Below are 17,144 nucleotides of genomic sequence, written 5' to 3' on the forward strand. Positions count from 1 at the left end.
TGAAGCGGCGTTGTAGTGCAAATTCGGCTTCCCGGCAATCGCCCAATCAACTACTTATAGGCCTAACTGTCGAACTCAGGTGGCACGTGGCAATCCCGCGGCACGAGTCGGATCTCCAGGCCGGCCGTATGGGCGATTCGCTCGAGCGTGGACAGTCGCACGTCTTGGCCCCTCTCAACCCGGAGGACGAGGTTCTGGCCGAGGCCGGCGCGGGGCGGCCAGAGCCCGTTGTGATAGTCCCTGTGTTGTACGTGCCGTACGTAAGGCGTTACCGAGCATTCTGAACGGCATGTCCCCTCCAGTGACTCGGAATATTGATTCAGATTCCGGGTTTGAATCATTTTAACGATTCATCGCACCCAGTCTGGCACCGCATCGGTGTGCGAGCGAGTCGGTGTTCGAGGACTCGTTGGTCGCTTGGTAAGGACATCTCGAAATTGGCATACCCACAAATGTGTAAAGCACCACCCGCAGGCCAGCGCCTATAACCCATCCGTTGGGGTTGCTTTGATTGTGGTTGCGTCCAACCGCGAGTTGGTTTACCGGCCGAGATGCGCCATAGTTGGACGATGGCTACGCGGCGTAATCCACACACTGGGCTGACCTCGACAACCGTCGTGCTCCGAGACGAGGTTGGCACTGGTGGTGACCGCAGGGCGGTGAGACGCCCCTTGCTGGTTGACTGTGAGACCGACCTGCTGAAGGAATGCCAAACCGCCTATCTCTATCGTGAATTCGCTCACCGAAGCCTGAACACTCAGCTCGCCATCCTCAGAGACCTAGCCTTCTTCGAAGAGTGGTGCAGACTCCGAAGTCGCAGAAGCACGACCTGGACACGACCCGAGATCCGAACAAAGCAGGGCCTGCTAGCACTCACCAGAAAAGAAATCGCTGACTTCACCCGATGGGCTAATGCCCATTCAGCTGATCTCGCGACTGCCTGTCGAAAGTCCAGGACCAAAGTCCAGAAATTGCCGACAGAGCGCTCTGTGACCCCCGCCAAAGTAAACCGAAGGTTGCGCACTACGTATCGCTACTTGCGCTGGCTAAGCCTCGAAACGATCGAAGAACGGCTCCGGCAGCGGGTGGGTCGCCCCCTCCACGGTGACTTGGTGCTCTTCCATGGCCTCGAGGAGCGCGCTCTGGGTCTTGGGGGTGGCCCGGTTGACCTCGTCGGCGAGCAGCAGGTCACTGGTGAACTGGAGCCGCTGCATCTCCAGGCCGAGCAGCCGCGAGAGGACTTGGGCCAGCGTGGTCTTGCCGCCGCCTGGCAGGTCCTCGATGAGCAGATGGCCACCTGCGAGCAGACAGGCCAGGGACAGCCGGAGGGGGTGCTCCTTGCCAAGGATGATGCGGTTGGCCTGATCCAGGATGTGGCCCACCTGTTGATGCATGCGCGCTCCGGCCGCCAGGGAGTTGCAGCCGGGTTTATACCATAGCGGGATGGGCTTGGTCATAAGTCCGGCAGGCCGCGAGACCGGACCCGTCTAGTGACCGGGGGGCGGTCACTAGACTGCGGTGTTCCGGTGGGCGGGAGGCATGAGCACTGGTGCCGCCCACTCGAAAGTGGGAGCATGCATCGCCTAGCCGGACCCGGGAGCACGCCGTTGAAGTGGAACGCCGTACAACAGCTGCTCGGCCTGCTGCTGATGCTGTTCAGCGCCAGCGCTTTGCCCCCCGCCCTCCTGTCGCTGGCGATCGACGACGGCCAGGTGGGGATCTTCCTGATCACCTTCCTCGTCGGACTGAGCTGCGGTGCCCTACTTTGGCTACCCATGCGTGGGGATCTGGGGGAGATGCGCACTCGGGACGGTTTTTTGGTCGTTGCGTTGTTCTGGAGCGTACTCGGGATCTTCGGGGCGCTGCCCTTCATGCTCGGCCCCCATTTGGGCCTCACCGATGCGGTCTTCGAATCTGTATCGGGATTCACCACTACCGGTGCCACGGTCATCGTCGGACTCGATCGCCTGCCCCTGTCGCTGCTTTACTACCGCCAGCAGCTCCAGTGGCTCGGTGGCCTGGGGGTCATCGTCCTCGCGGTGGCGATCATCCCCATGCTCGGCGTCGGGGGCATGGCGCTGTACCGCGCCGAAACGCCGGGACCGATGAAGGAGGAGAAGATCAGCCCGCGCATCCGTCAGACCGCGCGGACCCTGTGGTATGTGTACCTGCTACTGACGGTGGCCTGCGCCCTGGCCTACTGGCTGGCCGGCATGAACGGCTTCGACGCCATTGCCCACGCCTTCACTACCATCGCCACCGGGGGTTACTCTACCCATGACGCCAGCTTGGGGCATTACGACAGCCTGGCGGTGGAAATGGTGGCCAATGTGTTCATGCTGTTGGGCGGTATCAACTTCGCCCTGCATTTCTTCGTTTGGCGCCATCGCGATCCGGGCCGATATCTCCATGATACCGAAACGCGCGCCTATCTCGGCATCATTGCGGCCGCGGCGCTGGTCATCGCCGCCACCTTGGTGCTCACTGGTGCGCTGGGAAGTGAATGGAAGGCGATTCGGCAGGCCGTGTTCCATGTGATTTCGGTGATCACCACCACGGGCTATGCCACCACAGGGTTCGCGGAGTGGCCGGTCTATATCCCGTTGCTGATTGCGGCCATCGGGTTTATCGGAGGCTGCGCTGGCTCCACTGCGGGAGGGATGAAGGTGGTGCGCATTGTCCTGCTCTACCGCCAGGGCACTCGGGAGACGTTCCGTCTCATCCACCCTCGGGCGGCGCGGCCGATCAAGCTCGGCGGCAAACCGGTGGACGAGGACGTGATCAATTCCGTGTGGGGCTTCTACACCCTCTACGTCCTCTCGTCGCTGGTCCTGACCGGTCTGATGATGGCGGCGGGCCTGGATCTGGAGAGTGCCTTCGGGGCGGTTATGGCCACGATCAATCTGGTGGGTCCCGGGCTGGGGGTGGTGGCTTCGACGTTCCGGGACGTGCCCGATGTGGTCAAGTGGCTCGGGGTATTCGCCATGCTGCTGGGGAGACTGGAGGTGTTTACGCTGCTGGTGCTGTTTACTCCGGCGTTCTGGCGGCACTGATGCGGTGTTAGACTGCGGCGCCTGGGACCGAGCGGGATGGTCTGATGAATCGCAAGAGCCTGGAGAGACGCCTGACCTACCTGGCCGACAGGGCTGTGCGCGAATACCGGATGATCGAGGAGGGTAACCGGATAATGGTCTGCCTATCCGGGGCCAAGGAACTTGGCATACCCACAAATGGGAACCTCTAAAAACCGCTTTCACGGAGCGTAGCTCCAGCTGATACGGCAGTGCAGGCCGGAATGGGCCTTCCAGGAGCGATCCGAGGGCCGGCCTGGCGGCGCGTTCGGGCCGTTTTTGCGCCGGTGTGCCGGATTACGGACACACCTAGCCCCCGGTAGGGCGTCAGAAGGGCTCAATGCCCGCCTCCCGCAGATAGGCCAATCGGCGCAGATTGTAGGCGGCCGCGGCGACGGTGAGCTGGAACGTCGCCCGCGCTTGGCCGATACAGCGGATGTCGGCCCCGGCGGCATGCGGGATCGCCGCGAAGACATGCTCGACGCGGGCGCGGGTCTTCGCGATCCGCTGGTTGCGGCGGCGCTGGCGCTCACCGAGGGGCTTGCCGGGCTTCGCCTTGCGCTGGATCTCCGGGCGATAGCCCATCTCGCGCAAGGCCCGCTCGCGCTGGTCACTCGCGTAGCCGCGGTCGGCGGAGATTGCGACCACACGCAGGATGCTGGCCGTGTTGCGTGCCGAGCGGGAGGCCGAGCGAACTGGCAGAGACGGCCACGGAGGAAGTGGTGCGCGGGGCGCGTGAGTCAATCCGCGGGATCGAAGAGCGGGTGGTCTTCAAGGAGCACGCATGATCGTCATGCCGATGGCATTGGCAGAGTGGCTGGAATGCCCCCGTGCAGCACTACGTTGGCCGATACGTGTCACGGAGGGCGTTCTTCGCCGTTCCTCGCGGACCAAGAGGGTCATCTAACGGAACAGCCCCGGTCGATAGCACCACCGGTTCGGTCATGCGAGATGTGTTCCAATGTCCGTGCTTTCTTGTGATTGTGCGATGTGTGGTGCAAGAATGACGATTGGTAAGATTGCCGTATTGAAGTACCTTCGCATTCTGCCTTGGTATGGATGGTGGCAGCTGAAGACCTCCGAGAAACAGATGTTCTCGGCCGAGGCGTGAACAACCTGTTTCGAAGAACGATAACGCGCCACGAACGAGCGACAGGGAGGTTGGCTTGGTAGAGGGAGGGGAGGTTTACTGGCCTTACTGGGGCAAAGCGAAGGCGGGGCGAGACCACCAGTCCGTGCCGTGCCATCTGCTTGCCTATCACTGCCTCGATGTCGCCGCTGTGGGATGGGTATTCCTCGAGCTGTGTCCGTCCCTCGCCGGCCGCATTGCGACAACGCTTGAGCTCGACGTCCCATCCTTCCGTGCCCTTTTCACGTATTCCCTCGCGCTTCACGACATCGGCAAGTTCTCCCGAACGTTCCAGGGCCTGACCCAACCGGCCGAGAGTGGCCTCGTGCCGCCGATCCCGGGCATGAGCTATGTCGAGCGCCACGATGCCCTGGGCGCACTCGCCTGGTTCGAGGATCTGGTGGTGCGCCTTCCAGGACGGCCAGCTGCGGAGACGCCCGAATGGCTCGATCTTGAGGTCGAAGAGGCGCTGGGCCTTTGGATGGGCTGCTTCTTCGGACATCACGGCAAACCCGTCGATGGCGGCCGTGCACGGATGGAGGCCCGTTTCACGAAGGAGGACCGCGCGGCCCTGCGAGCCTTCGCCGAGGACGTGGCGGAGCTCCTGCCGCCCTCTTGGCCGCTGGAACGGCTCGCCGATGAGCGTTGGCGAACCCGGGTCCTGCCGCCGGCGACCTGGCAGGTCGCGGGGCTGGCGACGCTGGCCGACTGGTTGGGCTCCAACGCCCACTACTTCCGCTACGTCACCGAGCCCCAGCCGTTGGAAGACTATTGGCAGAAACATGCCTTGCCCCGGGCGCGCGAGGTACTCACCTCGAGTGGGCTGGTCGATCAGGCGCGCGCTGCTGGGTTTCCCGGCTTTGAGACGCAATTCGGCTTTTCGCCCTCGCCGCTGCAGGACTGGGCCTCCAGTGTCGATTTGAAGGACGAGCCCCAGCTCTTCCTTCTCGAGGATACCACCGGCTCGGGCAAGACTGAGGCCGCCCTGACACTCACCCATCGCATGCTCGAGGCAGGCCTGGCGGACGGCGTCTATTTCGGCCTGCCGACCATGGCGACGTCCAATGCCATGTACCGCCGGATGGGGCAGCACTACCGCAGGTTTTTCCGAACGGAGGACCAGCCCTCGCTCGTCCTCTCCCACGGCGCCCGCCAGCTCAACGACACGTTCCAGGCGTCCATCGTCCCCGAGCCCAATGTGGATCGACCCTATGGGGCCGGCGAGGACAGCGCCGGCGCGGCCTGCCGGAGCTGGTTCGCGGATACGCGCAAGAAGGCGCTGCTCGCCGAGGTCGGCGTGGGGACCATCGACCAGGCGCTGCTCGGGGTGTTGCCGCGACGGCACCAGTCGCTGCGCCTGCTCGGACTCGCCCGCAAGGTCTTGGTCGTCGACGAGGTCCATGCGTACGACACCTATACGAGAACCTTACTAGCCAGGCTGCTGGAGGGGCACGCCCGCCAGGGCGGATGCGCCATACTCCTGTCCGCGACCATGCCGGCCGTGCTGCGCCGTGAGCTGCTCCAGGCGTGGCGCCGGGGGCGGGAGGGTACGACCAGCGCCGAGCCCATCGCCGAGGCGTTCCCGCTGGCGAGCCACATGGGGGACGGGGAGCCCGTAGAGGAGCCGGTCGCGACTAGGTCGGGGTGCGCGCGACGGTTGCCGGTCGAGTTCGTGTACGACCCCGAGAGCGCGATGGATATTGTTGTCGCCGCCGCGCAGGCGGGACAGTGCGCCTGCTGGATCCGCAACACGGTGGACGATGCGGTGGCGGCCTACCAGCAGCTCCGAGAGCGCTTGGAGGCAGCTGACTGCGCCCTGCTTTTCCATGCCCGGTTCACTATGGGGGATCGCCAGCGCATCGAGAGCGATGCGTTGGATCGCTTCGGTGAGGGGGCGACGGGTGAGCTTCGTCGTGGCCGCATCCTCGTGGCGACCCAGGTGGTGGAGCAGAGCCTCGACCTGGATTTCGATGTGCTGGTCACCGACCTCGCCCCGATCGACCTGATCGTGCAGCGCGCCGGCCGGCTGCACCGGCACGCCCGTGACGTAGCGGGCAATCGGAAGCCGTTGGGGGAGCCCGACGAACGGCCGGTGCCGGTGCTCCACGTGCTGGCGCCGGAGTGGACCGACGATCCCCCCGCCGACTGGGTCCGTTCCACCCTCCGCGGCACGAGCTACGTCTATCCCGATCCCGCCCAGCTCTGGCACACGGCGCGTGTGTTGCGCCAGGAGGGCGCCATTGAACTACCCGAGCGGGCGCGGCCGCTCCTGGAGGCGGTGTACGGCGAGGACGTGCCGGTGCCAGAAGGCTTGCTGCATGGCCACTACGAGCACTATGCCGGCCAGCGCACCGCCGCCTCCGGGGCGCGTTTCAACGCGCTGCGCTTGGAAAGCGGCTACCGGATCACCGGCGACGGCGCCGGCTGGGACGACGACCAGGAAATCGGGACCCGCCTGTCCGAGGAGCGCACCGTCCAGGTGCTGCTGCTCCAAGAGGTCGACGGCGTGTTGAAGCCGTGGCACGACGGCGAACGCCATCCGTGGGCGATGAGCATGGTGAGCCTACGTGAAGGGCAGGCACACCGCCTCCCTGACCTGCCGGAGCGGTTGGCCGATCAGGCCGATGCGCTGCGGGAGGCGTATCCCGGACTGCGGTTTGCGCGTTTTTGGTTGCCGCTGGCGTCGGCGGAGGTGGCTGGCTACGACCCGGAAACGGGGGTGGTGCTGCCCTGAAAGGGTGCTTAGGGAGGGAGATACATGAATCTCATCGAAGACCCATGGTTGCCGTTCAGGAAGCGGGACGGCGGCGTTCTTCACGCGTCGCCGGAAGCGGTGGCCGACCCCGACGTGGTCGATGTCGTCCCGGCGCGCGCTGATTTCCGCGGTGCCGCCTGGCAGTTCCTCATCGGGCTCCTGCAGACCGCGTGCGCCCCGGCCAATCTTCGGGAATGGGGCGAGCTCTGGCGGGAGGCGCCCTCACAGGAGGCGCTTCGCCAACGGTTCGAGCCGTACCGCGGCGCGTTCGCGCTCCTGGGCGACGGCGCGCGGTTCATGCAGGACCTTCAACTGCCGGACAAGGCGAAGACCGCCACCGTGGCGTCCCTTCTCATCGACGCCCCCGGGGAACAGGGGCTCAAGCAGAACACAGATCACTTCGTCAAGCGCGGTATCGGTGAGGTGCTCTGCCCAGCCTGTGCCGCGTTCGCGCTGTTCACGCTCCAGATCAATGGCCCCGCCGGCGGCACCGGCTATCGGGTGGGCGTGCGGGGCGGCGGACCGTTGACCACGCTCGTCCTGCCCCCGGAGGACGGCGCCTCCCTCTGGCGCAAGCTGCTGCTCAACGTCCTCTCGCGGGACACGCTTGACTGCGATGAACCCGGGCCGGACGACTGGCGGGTCTTCCCGTGGCTGGCGCCGACCCGAACGAGCGAGCCGAAGTCGCCGACACCCGTGACCACGCCGGAAGACGTACACCCGCTGCACGTCTACTGGGCCATGCCTAACCGCGTTCGCCTAGAGCGGGGCGGGGAGGACGAGGAATGCCGGGTCTGTGGCGGCGAGACCAGGGAGGGGATTCGCCACCTCCGTATCACGAACTACGGCTACAACTACGGCGGGAGCTGGATTCATCCTCTGACCCCGTACCGCCACGATCCGCGAAAGAGCGACCCCCCGATCTCCCAGAAGGGCCAGCAGGGCGGGCTCGGATACCGTCACTGGGAGTCCCTAACGCTGGAGGATGCGGAGCAGGCGGGTAACTTGCCGGCCAAGGTCATCATGGACTACCAGCGAAGCAAGCATCGGATCCTTCGACGTTTGGGTAACCCGAGCCGGCAGGCCCGTCTCTGGGTCTTCGGATACGACATGAAGCAGAACAAACCCCGGGGCTGGTACAGCACGGAGATGCCGCTGATCCCGGTGGACGACGCGTATCGCGACCGTCTTCTGGAGTGGGTGCGCCAGCTAGGGGATGCGGCGGACACTGCCGCCTGGCGTACGCGCAATGCCGTGAAGGCGGCGTGGTTCGCGCGGCCGGCGGAGGCGAAGGGCGACTTCTCCTTCATCGAGCAACGGTTCCGGGAGGCGACCAGCGCGGAGTTCTATGCCTGCCTTGGCTTGCTCGGGGACGCCCTGGCGGCAGAGGGTGTCGTGATTCCGGCCGCGGTCGCCCGACGCTGGCAGCGGGCCGTCCATACCGCCGCGCTCGGCGTGTTCGATGATCTCGCGCTCGCCGGCGATACGGAGGCCCAGGACCTCAAGCGGGTCATTGCCGCGCGCAACCGGCTGAACGGCTGGCTGGTCAACGGCCGGGAAATGAAACACCTCAGGGAGGCGGCCGCACAGGAGGAGATCGCATGAGCCAACTCGAATATCACCCCTACGCCCTGCGCGACCGGGAGGGAGAATCCGGCGTGGCCGACAGCGTGCTGCACTGGTGGGCGCGTCTAATCGATGAGCCCGCGTGGATGGGAGAAGGCGCTCGAGCCGCATATCCTTCGGCGGTGCGCGCGGTGCTGCGACGAGCGGAAAGCCCTGACGACGCCCTGCTCACCGAAGGGTTCCGGCGGCTGTGGTTCGCCCTGCCGTCCGGGCGCCGCAGGCCGTGGGACATGCCAGCCTGGGGGTGTGTTGCAGCGGTTCTCGCCGAGGTGAAGAGGCACACGCCTGAGTGCAGTTTCGCCGCCGCGATGGGTGCGGAGAGCGAGCGCGGCAGCGGCAAGCCGCTGGTCAGCGAGCTGCGCTTCCAGCAGCTCATGCAGAGCAATGATCTCCACGAGCTGACGCGCCGTGCCCGCCGGATCGTGCATCTCATAGGCGATGCCGTGCACGTCGTTTCACTCGCCGACGACCTGCTCCACTGGCACCGGGAGAAGGGTGGTGACTTCGCACCCCGCCCGGACCGGCGGCTGGCCGTGCGCTGGGCCAACGACTACTTCACGCAGCTGGACGCGTTCCAGCGCGCTGGCGACACCGCTTGAACGAACCGAGATCAAGGAGTGACCCGATAATGACCACCTTCATTCAGCTTCACCTGTTGACCTCCTATCCGCCGGCCAACCTCAACCGCGACGATCTGGGGCGCCCGAAGACCGCACGCATGGGCGGCGTCGACCGTCTCCGCGTGTCCTCCCAGAGTCTCAAGCGGCACTGGCGCACCTCCGAGGTGTTCGAGCAGGCGCTCGCTGGCCACATCGGGAAGCGCACCAAACGGCTCGGCGCGGAGGTGGAGCAGCGCCTGATCGATGGCGGCGTCAAGGAGAAATCAGCGCGTGAGTGGGCCCGGGCCATCGCCGAGGTCTTCGGCAAGCTCCAGCAGAAGGGCAGCAACTACATCGAGCAGCTCGCGCACATCAGCCCCGAGGAGCACGACGCGGTTTTTGGCCTCGCGGATACCTTGGTTGCGGAGAACCGGGCCCCGACCGAGGACGAGCTCAAGCTCCTGCGCCACGCGCCCGCGGCGGCCGATATCGCCCTGTTCGGGCGCATGCTCGCGGACGACCCGGGATTCAACGTGGAGGCCGCGTGTCAGGTGGCCCATGCCATCACCGTGCACCGGGTAGCGGTGGAGGACGACTACTTCACCGCCGTCGACGATCTCAACAAAGGCGACGAGGACCTGGGGGCAGCGCATATCGGGGAGACGGGTTTTGCCGCTGGCCTGTTCTACAGCTATTTGTGCATCGACCGTGACCAGCTCGTCACCAACCTGGGCGGTGACGAAGAGCTCGCCGACCGCGCGATGAAGGCGCTCACCGAGGCGGCGGTGAAGGTCGCCCCCCGTGGCAAGCAGAACAGCTTCGGTTCCCGCGCCTATGCGTCCTACGTGCTTGCGGAGCGGGGTTCTCAGCAGCCCCGGTCGCTGTCCGTGGCGTTCCTCAAACCGGTTAAGGGCGAGGGTGACGATGCCGTCGAGGCGCTGGAGCGGCAGGTGGCGAACTTCGATGCGGTCTACGGCGACTGTGCGGACGATCGCTGCCGTCTCAACGCCCTGAACGGCGAAGGCAGCCTCGATGCCCTCCAGCGCTTCGTTGCGCAGAGATAGGGGGCGCACCATGGAATACCTTGTCTTCCAGCTATACGGCTCGCTGGCAAGCTGGGGTGAGCCCGCTACGGGAGAGGTCCGGCGGAGCGCCGCCCACCCCGGCCGTTCCGCCGTCGTCGGCCTCCTCTCCGCCGCGCTCGGCCTACGGCGCGACGAGGAGGAGCGCCTCGCGGCGCTGCGGGATGGGGTCATCATCGCGGTGAAACAACTCAGCCCGGGCGTGATGATCCAGGACTACCACACCGCGCAGGTTCCCGGGCAGGACCGCAAGGCGTGGCGCCTGACCCGCCGGGACGAGCTGAACGCCCGCCGCGACCGGCTGCACACTATCCTCTCGACCCGCGAGTATCGCTGCGACGGCTACTGGCAGGTCGCGGTTCGCCGGGAGCCGGATTGCCCCTGGTCGCTGGAGGCGATGGCCGAGGCGTTGCGCCGTCCGCGCTTTCCGCTCTACCTGGGGCGCAAGTCCTGCCCGCCGGCGGCGCCGCTCGCGCCCCGCGTGGTCACGGCCGGCGGTGTCCGCGAGGCGTTGTCCGGCGTCTTCGACGCGTTCACCGCGCTGGGGACCGAGGCCGAGCAGCGCCTGCTGCGCATCGGCCACGAGATCGCCTATGCCTGGGAGGGGGACGGCGGCGATATCGCCCCGCAGGAGACCCGCCATCCCCACGACCAGCCGCTGAATCGACAGCGCTGGCAGTTCACCTCGCGCCGCGAGCACTGGCACGCGACCAGGGAGGGTTCCTGAATGCATCTCTCCAGAGTCAGGGTCGCCCCGGAGGGCCTGGGGCCGGAGGCCCTGGGGATGCTCATGCAGGGCGACGCTTACGGCAATCACCAGCTCCTGTGGCGACTGTTTCCGGATGACCACACGGAACGGCCGTTCCTCTTTCGCCAGGAGCTGGAGCGTGAGTCATACACTGTGGCTGAGCCGCGTGGGCTGCCCTTGTTCTACGTGCTCTCGGACACCGAGCCGACGCCCGTGCCGGGCCTGCTCGACTGCGAGAGCAAGCCCTTCGAACCACGGCTGCACACTGGGCAGCGCTTGGCGTTCCGGCTGCGGGCCAATCCCGTCGTCGCCCGGCGTGAGGAGGGCCGTCGGCGTTCAAGGCGCCACGACGTGCTCATGGATGCCAAGCGGCAGGCACGGGATGAGGGGGTGACTGACCGGCTCGCCGTCCAGGCGCGCATGGACGACGCCGCCCGCGTTTGGCTCGCGGATGAGGAGCGTGCCGCGGGGGCCGGCTATCGCCTGCTGGCGGCGCCGCAGGTCAGCGGCTATCGCCAGCATAGCTACCGGCGTCGGGGGCGCGAGATCCGCTTCAGCAGTGTCGATTACCAAGGCACCGTAGAGGTCGCGGACCCACAGCGTTTCCGGGAGACGCTCGCGCAAGGCATCGGCCGCAGCCGCGCGTTCGGTTGCGGCATGTGGATGATCCGCCCGGTTTGAGCCATGGTGGAGGAGTTCGTACCCCTCAAGCCCATTCCGCTCAAGGAGCGGATGTCCATGGTCTTCGTCGGGCGCGGTCAGCTCGACGTCCGCGACGGCGCCTTCGTGGTGGTGGACGAGGTCAACGGCGAGCGCATGCACATCCCCGTGGGATCGGTGGTGTGCATATTGCTGGAGCCGGGTGCACGGATCTCCCACGCCGCGGTGAAGCTGGCCGCCACTGTCGGCACGCTGTTGATCTGGGTCGGGGAGGCCGGCGTTCGGTTGTACTCGGCGGGGCAGCCCGGCGGCGCGCGTTCCGACAAGTTGCTCTACCAGGCACGGCTGGCCCTGGAGGAGAACCTGCGGCTGCGAGTCGTCCGCCGGATGTACGCCCTTCGCTTCCAGGAGGAGCCGCCGTCGCGGCGCTCGGTGGATCAGCTCCGCGGCATCGAGGGCGCACGGGTGCGCAAGATGTACGCGATGCTGGCCCGTCAGCACGGCATCGCTTGGAAAGGCCGGCGCTACGACCCGTCGGACTGGGACCGGGCGGATCCCGTGAACAAATGCCTGTCGGCGGCCACCTCCTGCCTGTACGGGGTGTGTGAGGCCGCCATTCTGGCCGCCGGTTACGCCCCGGCGATCGGCTTCCTGCACACCGGCAAGCCCCAGAGCTTCGTCTACGATGTCGCGGATATCGTCAAGTTCGAGACTGTCGTACCGGTGGCCTTCCGCATCGCGGCCAAGAACCCTTCGCATCCCGATCGCGAAGTCCGCATTGCTTGTCGTGATGTATTCCGTGAAACGAAACTACTGCAACGCATTATCCCGCTGATTGAGGATGTCCTCGCGGCTGGCGGCGTGGAACCGCCGCCTCCAGCGCCAGAAGCGCAGCCACCTGCGATCCCCGAGCCTGAGGCCATAGGGGATGCAGGCCACAGGAGCCAGTAGTCATGACAATGTTGACGGTTGTTACAGAGAATGTACCGCCACGTCTTCGGGGGCGGCTGGCGATATGGCTGTTGGAGGTGCGAGCCGGTGTCTATGTGGGCGATGTCTCGCGCCGCGTGCGCGAGATGATCTGGGAGCAGGCCAACGCCCTCGTCGGGGACGGCAACGTCGTCATGGCCTGGGCGAGCCGCCACGAGTCGGGATTCGAGTTCCAGACCTGCGGCCCGAACCGTCGCGTGCCGGTGGATTACGAGGGCCTGCGTTTGGTGCGGTTCGTGCCCGAGCCGGAAGAGGGTGCATAAACCCATGATTTTAAGGCGTTCTTTAACAACTCGGAGAGCACCGAGGGTCGGCTGGACTTTGGTGGAAAATCCTCGTTCCGAAAATACCCGTTGAAACAGTAGGATACGGGAAGTGTGTTCCCCGCGCCCGCGGGGCTGAACCGGAAATATCCGCGGGAACAGCCGCTACGCTACTGTGTTCCCCGCGCCCGCGGGGCTGAACCGGATGAGGTCGAGAAGTTAAAGTCTGCCATAGAGTGTTCCCCGCGCCCGCGGGGCTGAACCGTGCCCAAAATGATTACAATAAAACATGACGTGGTGTTCCCCGCGCCCGCGGGGCTGAACCGCACAGCGCCACTTCCCCGCCTTCAGTCGGTAGGTGTTCCCCGCGCCCGCGGGGCTGAACCAGGGGGCATATCAGTACATCACGGATCAGACTGAGTGTTCCCCGCGCCCGCGGGGCTGAACCGTATCTTGTCAAGTGTGGTTTGAACATTAGAGGGTGTTCCCCGCGCCCGCGGGGCTGAACCGTCACAACACCGCGATATAGCTTGATGGTCTTTGTGTTCCCCGCGCCCGCGGGGCTGAACCGTACGCGACCGGGTGATCGGCGCCGGGCCAGTACGTGTTCCCCGCGCCCGCGGGGCTGAACCGCGCGCCGCGGAGCAGTGCACCTGGCTCCGCGCGTGTTCCCCGCGCCCGCGGGGCTGAACCGCTCCATCTGATAGCGTTGCTGTGTCGCGGCCGGTGTTCCCCGCGCCCGCGGGGCTGAACCGCCACAGGTGACGTGCTTGTTTACGTGGATCGCGTGTTCCCCGCGCCCGCGGGGCTGAACCGCCTGGGCGAGCACGTGGGGCATCCGCCAGTTCGTGTTCCCCGCGCCCGCGGGGCTGAACCGTCCGTCATCGGCTGAGCCGATGGGAATACGAGGTGTTCCCCGCGCCCGCGGGGCTGAACCGAGCAACATCAGCATCCACGCTATCAACGGTGAGTGTTCCCCGCGCCCGCGGGGCTGAACCGGCGCCAGCTCCCGAATCGGTCATAGAGACGCCGTGTTCCCCGCGCCCGCGGGGCTGAACCGTCCGCGTCCGCGGCACCGTCCCGGGACGAAACGTGTTCCCCGCGCCCGCGGGGCTGAACCGCGAGGCGTCGAGGCGCTGGAGGGTGCAGGGTTGTGTTCCCCGCGCCCGCGGGGCTGAACCGGTGGTCTCGCCAGAGCTGCCGACCGAGACGGTGTGTTCCCCGCGCCCGCGGGGCTGAACCGTGTTCGCGCAGCGCATCGGCCGCCTTGCGCCGGTGTTCCCCGCGCCCGCGGGGCTGAACCGCGAGGCCTCATCGGAGTCCTGCTTCTGTGGCCGTGTTCCCCGCGCCCGCGGGGCTGAACCGTATCGGGCCTGTCGGTGACAGAGGAAATCTACGTGTTCCCCGCGCCCGCGGGGCTGAACCGGGATGAGCCCCTCGCCATTCAACAAAACCACGGTGTTCCCCGCGCCCGCGGGGCTGAACCGCGGCACGTCTCCGTACTGGTCGCGGCGCATTAGTGTTCCCCGCGCCCGCGGGGCTGAACCGTCGGGGCATGTCGTCCCGTTCCAGATGAACCGGTGTTCCCCGCGCCCGCGGGGCTGAACCGCTCGACGACCTCATGGACAAGACGCCGCAGGAGTGTTCCCCGCGCCCGCGGGGCTGAACCGCCGAGGCCGAGACGCTGATCGCACGCCTACAGGTGTTCCCCGCGCCCGCGGGGCTGAACCGGCGTGGGCGGAGCTGGCATCGTCGCTGTTCCGGTGTTCCCCGCGCCCGCGGGGCTGAACCGGTGGCGGATTTCCTGCGCGAGTGCCGTGTCGGGTGTTCCCCGCGCCCGCGGGGCTGAACCGACAGCGCCCAGGGCGGGAACGTCGCCTGGAGCGTGTTCCCCGCGCCCGCGGGGCTGAACCGTCCATCGCCTTACTGATCTGACCGTTGATCGCGTGTTCCCCGCGCCCGCGGGGCTGAACCGGAGGGCGAATGATGGATGAATCTCTTTACCGACGTGTTCCCCGCGCCCGCGGGGCTGAACCGGAAGCGCGAGGGACAGGTGAAGGTGAGCATATGTGTTCCCCGCGCCCGCGGGGCTGAACCGCAGGGAGGCGAGTGCGTTTTGCCACTCCGCAGGTGTTCCCCGCGCCCGCGGGGCTGAACCGATCCGGGGGCCGAGAGTGGCGCCGGGGCGAAGGTGTTCCCCGCGCCCGCGGGGCTGAACCGTCGCTCCTCGTTCGCTCAGCTCGACGCCCAGGGTGTTCCCCGCGCCCGCGGGGCTGAACCGTAGCAGCCGCCCGCGAGCATGCTGGTGCCGGCGTGTTCCCCGCGCCCGCGGGGCTGAACCGTGTCCTACCCTACAAATAACGGCGATGCCGTTGTGTTCCCCGCGCCCGCGGGGCTGAACCGATCGACACCAGGAGTGCGCGTGTCGCGATTGCGTGTTCCCCGCGCCCGCGGGGCTGAACCGTATCCTTCGTCCAGGCGCTCCGCAGAGGTCAGGTGTTCCCCGCGCCCGCGGGGCTGAACCGCACCGGGCCGGGCTGCCAGGTATTCACGCACAGTGTTCCCCGCGCCCGCGGGGCTGAACCAGTGCGACTTGAGTGCGCGAGCGAGCACGCGACCGTGTTCCCCGCGCCCGCGGGGCTGAACCGCCGGCACAGACGTCCAGTACGACCCGGTGTCAGTGTTCCCCGCGCCCGCGGGGCTGAACCGGCACTCAGCGAGGGCGGCGCGTTTGGCGGCGCGTGTTCCCCGCGCCCGCGGGGCTGAACCGATGCTGCTGTCCTGGGGTCTGTCGATGCTGGAGTGTTCCCCGCGCCCGCGGGGCTGAACCGGGTGAGCCCTATTTCATCATCCGCGCCGACGGGTGTTCCCCGCGCCCGCGGGGCTGAACCGAGCCTCGCCCGCGTGATCCATTCGCTTGAGGAGTGTTCCCCGCGCCCGCGGGGCTGAACCGGTCATTGGCTTGGCGTTAAGCCCGTGATGCGCGTGTTCCCCGCGCCCGCGGGGCTGAACCGCAACCTGAGATTTCGCAGGGGCAGGTGTCTGAGTGTTCCCCGCGCCCGCGGGGCTGAACCGGCTACGCTGTCCTTGCCGCCGCTCAGCGCGATGTGTTCCCCGCGCCCGCGGGGCTGAACCGCGGGCGATGAGCTCGACCTGTTCCTGGTAGCGGTGTTCCCCGCGCCCGCGGGGCTGAACCGGTCATCCGGCGTTGACCGCTGTCGACCAACTGGTGTTCCCCGCGCCCGCGGGGCTGAACCGTAGCGGGCGACGTCGCAGGCGATGCGGGTGAGGTGTTCCCCGCGCCCGCGGGGCTGAACCGCTGGAGGCCTGTCTGGCAGTCAATGAGGTCGGGTGTTCCCCGCGCCCGCGGGGCTGAACCGTCGCCGCGAGAGACAGCCGCCCGCGTGGATGCGTGTTCCCCGCGCCCGCGGGGCTGAACCGACCCCGCGCTTCTGGTAGCGGTCGCCGGGTATGTGTTCCCCGCGCCCGCGGGGCTGAACCGGCCGACGAGCCGGAATTGGGACTTTTTGAAGGGTGTTCCCCGCGCCCGCGGGGCTGAACCGAATCACCGGTTGCGCCGGGTCCGCGCCGATGCGTGTTCCCCGCGCCCGCGGGGCTGAACCGACGGGATCGCAGTGATGCGGGCGAGGAAGGAGGTGTTCCCCGCGCCCGCGGGGCTGAACCGGCCGTCGGGAGGTTTACCCGGAGGTGCCGGAGGTGTTCCCCGCGCCCGCGGGGCTGAACCGAGCGACGGCGCGTCTGCGTTGTGCGAATGCCGGTGTTCCCCGCGCCCGCGGGGCTGAACCGTCCTCACGCCAGCGTGCGCAGGACCATCTGCGGTGTTCCCCGTGCCCGCGGGGCTGAACCGGGAATGCGCTAATGGCTGACAAGCAATCCACCGTGTTCCCCGCGCCCGCGGGGCTGAACCGCGAGGCGTCGAGGCGCTGGAGGGTGCCGGGCTGTGTTCCCCGCGCCCGCGGGGCTGAACCGCCTGGGTCCAGCAGATGGACGACCGGGCGCACGTGTTCCCCGCGCCCGCGGGGCTGAACCGTCCGCGTCCAGATACCAGGGGAGGGCGGCTGGGTGTTCCCCGCGCCCGCGGGGCTGAACCGCCGGGCTCATCGGTAGCATTCCGACGCCCGTGGTGTTCCCCGCGCCCGCGGGGCTGAACCGCAGGCGCGCATCAACGTCCACGAGGACGAGCTGTGTTCCCCGCGCCCG

Annotated in this window: 9 protein-coding genes, 2 pseudogenes and 1 CRISPR repeat array; of the genes and pseudogenes, 9 read left to right on the forward strand and 2 right to left on the reverse strand. The window is 67.2% G+C overall.

Annotated features, from left to right (window positions below):
- Nucleotides 1–1,064: 1,064 nt before the first annotated feature.
- Nucleotides 1,065–1,394, reverse strand: a pseudogene (locus ACQ754_RS16300) (AAA family ATPase); the annotation flags it as partial.
- 213 nt (nt 1,395–1,607) lie between these two features.
- Between ACQ754_RS16300 and ACQ754_RS16305 the strand changes: the two are divergent.
- Complete coding sequence (locus ACQ754_RS16305; protein ID WP_440998105.1) at nt 1,608–3,053, forward strand: TrkH family potassium uptake protein; 1,446 nt, start codon at nt 1,608–1,610, stop codon at nt 3,051–3,053.
- 345 nt (nt 3,054–3,398) lie between these two features.
- Here the strand turns inward: ACQ754_RS16305 and ACQ754_RS16310 are convergent.
- Nucleotides 3,399–3,710 (reverse strand): annotated as a pseudogene (locus ACQ754_RS16310) (transposase); the annotation flags it as partial.
- A 527-nt stretch (nt 3,711–4,237) separates the two neighbouring features.
- Between ACQ754_RS16310 and cas3 the strand changes: the two are divergent.
- The 8 genes from cas3 to cas2e are packed head-to-tail and all read left to right on the forward strand — an operon-like array spanning nt 4,238 to nt 12,923.
- Nucleotides 4,238–6,934 carry a CRISPR-associated helicase Cas3' gene (gene cas3, locus ACQ754_RS16315; RefSeq protein ID WP_440998106.1) on the forward strand — a complete coding sequence of 899 codons (2,697 nt, stop codon included), beginning with the start codon at nt 4,238–4,240 and terminating at the stop codon, nt 6,932–6,934.
- A 24-nt stretch (nt 6,935–6,958) separates the two neighbouring features.
- Nucleotides 6,959–8,560 carry a type I-E CRISPR-associated protein Cse1/CasA gene (gene casA / locus ACQ754_RS16320; protein WP_440998107.1) on the forward strand — a complete coding sequence of 534 codons (1,602 nt, stop codon included), beginning with the start codon at nt 6,959–6,961 and terminating at the stop codon, nt 8,558–8,560.
- On the forward strand, nt 8,557–9,180 hold the full coding sequence (casB, locus tag ACQ754_RS16325) for a type I-E CRISPR-associated protein Cse2/CasB (protein WP_440998108.1): 624 nt from the start codon (nt 8,557–8,559) through the stop codon (nt 9,178–9,180). Before casA ends, casB begins: the two co-directional genes overlap by 4 nt.
- 29 nt (nt 9,181–9,209) lie before the next feature.
- Complete coding sequence (gene cas7e / locus ACQ754_RS16330) at nt 9,210–10,244, forward strand: type I-E CRISPR-associated protein Cas7/Cse4/CasC (RefSeq protein ID WP_440998109.1); 1,035 nt, start codon at nt 9,210–9,212, stop codon at nt 10,242–10,244.
- 10 nt (nt 10,245–10,254) lie between these two features.
- Nucleotides 10,255–10,989 carry a type I-E CRISPR-associated protein Cas5/CasD gene (gene cas5e, locus ACQ754_RS16335; protein WP_440998110.1) on the forward strand — a complete coding sequence of 245 codons (735 nt, stop codon included), beginning with the start codon at nt 10,255–10,257 and terminating at the stop codon, nt 10,987–10,989.
- Nucleotides 10,990–11,691, forward strand: coding sequence for a type I-E CRISPR-associated protein Cas6/Cse3/CasE (cas6e, locus tag ACQ754_RS16340; protein ID WP_440998111.1), 702 nt, complete (start codon nt 10,990–10,992; stop codon nt 11,689–11,691). It begins immediately after the preceding gene.
- Nucleotides 11,692–11,694: 3 nt separating this feature from the next.
- A complete protein-coding gene (cas1e, locus tag ACQ754_RS16345; protein WP_440998112.1) occupies nt 11,695–12,621 on the forward strand; it encodes a type I-E CRISPR-associated endonuclease Cas1e in 927 nt (308 codons plus the stop codon).
- An 8-nt stretch (nt 12,622–12,629) separates the two neighbouring features.
- Nucleotides 12,630–12,923, forward strand: coding sequence for a type I-E CRISPR-associated endoribonuclease Cas2e (cas2e, locus tag ACQ754_RS16350; protein ID WP_440998113.1), 294 nt, complete (start codon nt 12,630–12,632; stop codon nt 12,921–12,923).
- A 114-nt stretch (nt 12,924–13,037) separates the two neighbouring features.
- A CRISPR array of direct repeats spans nt 13,038–17,096; the repeat unit is 29 nt; unit sequence GTGTTCCCCGCGCCCGCGGGGCTGAACCG.
- Nucleotides 17,097–17,144: the final 48 nt, after the last annotated feature.

Origin of the sequence: Arhodomonas sp. SL1 (genome assembly GCF_052060015.1) — a bacterium.
In the GTDB taxonomy this organism is placed as follows: Bacteria; Pseudomonadota; Gammaproteobacteria; order Nitrococcales; family Nitrococcaceae; genus Arhodomonas.

What these genes read in the sequence shown, in the direction of transcription:
- cas5e (WP_440998110.1), top strand. Translation starts at nt 10,255, where the DNA reads ATGGAATACCTTGTCTTCCAGCTATACGGCTCGCTGGCAAGCTGGGGT.
- casA (WP_440998107.1), top strand. Translation starts at nt 6,959, where the DNA reads ATGAATCTCATCGAAGACCCATGGTTGCCGTTCAGGAAGCGGGACGGC.
- cas2e (WP_440998113.1), top strand. Translation starts at nt 12,630, where the DNA reads ATGTTGACGGTTGTTACAGAGAATGTACCGCCACGTCTTCGGGGGCGG.
- cas1e (WP_440998112.1), top strand. Translation starts at nt 11,695, where the DNA reads ATGGTGGAGGAGTTCGTACCCCTCAAGCCCATTCCGCTCAAGGAGCGG.
- cas6e (WP_440998111.1), top strand. Translation starts at nt 10,990, where the DNA reads ATGCATCTCTCCAGAGTCAGGGTCGCCCCGGAGGGCCTGGGGCCGGAG.
- casB (WP_440998108.1), top strand. Translation starts at nt 8,557, where the DNA reads ATGAGCCAACTCGAATATCACCCCTACGCCCTGCGCGACCGGGAGGGA.
- cas7e (WP_440998109.1), top strand. Translation starts at nt 9,210, where the DNA reads ATGACCACCTTCATTCAGCTTCACCTGTTGACCTCCTATCCGCCGGCC.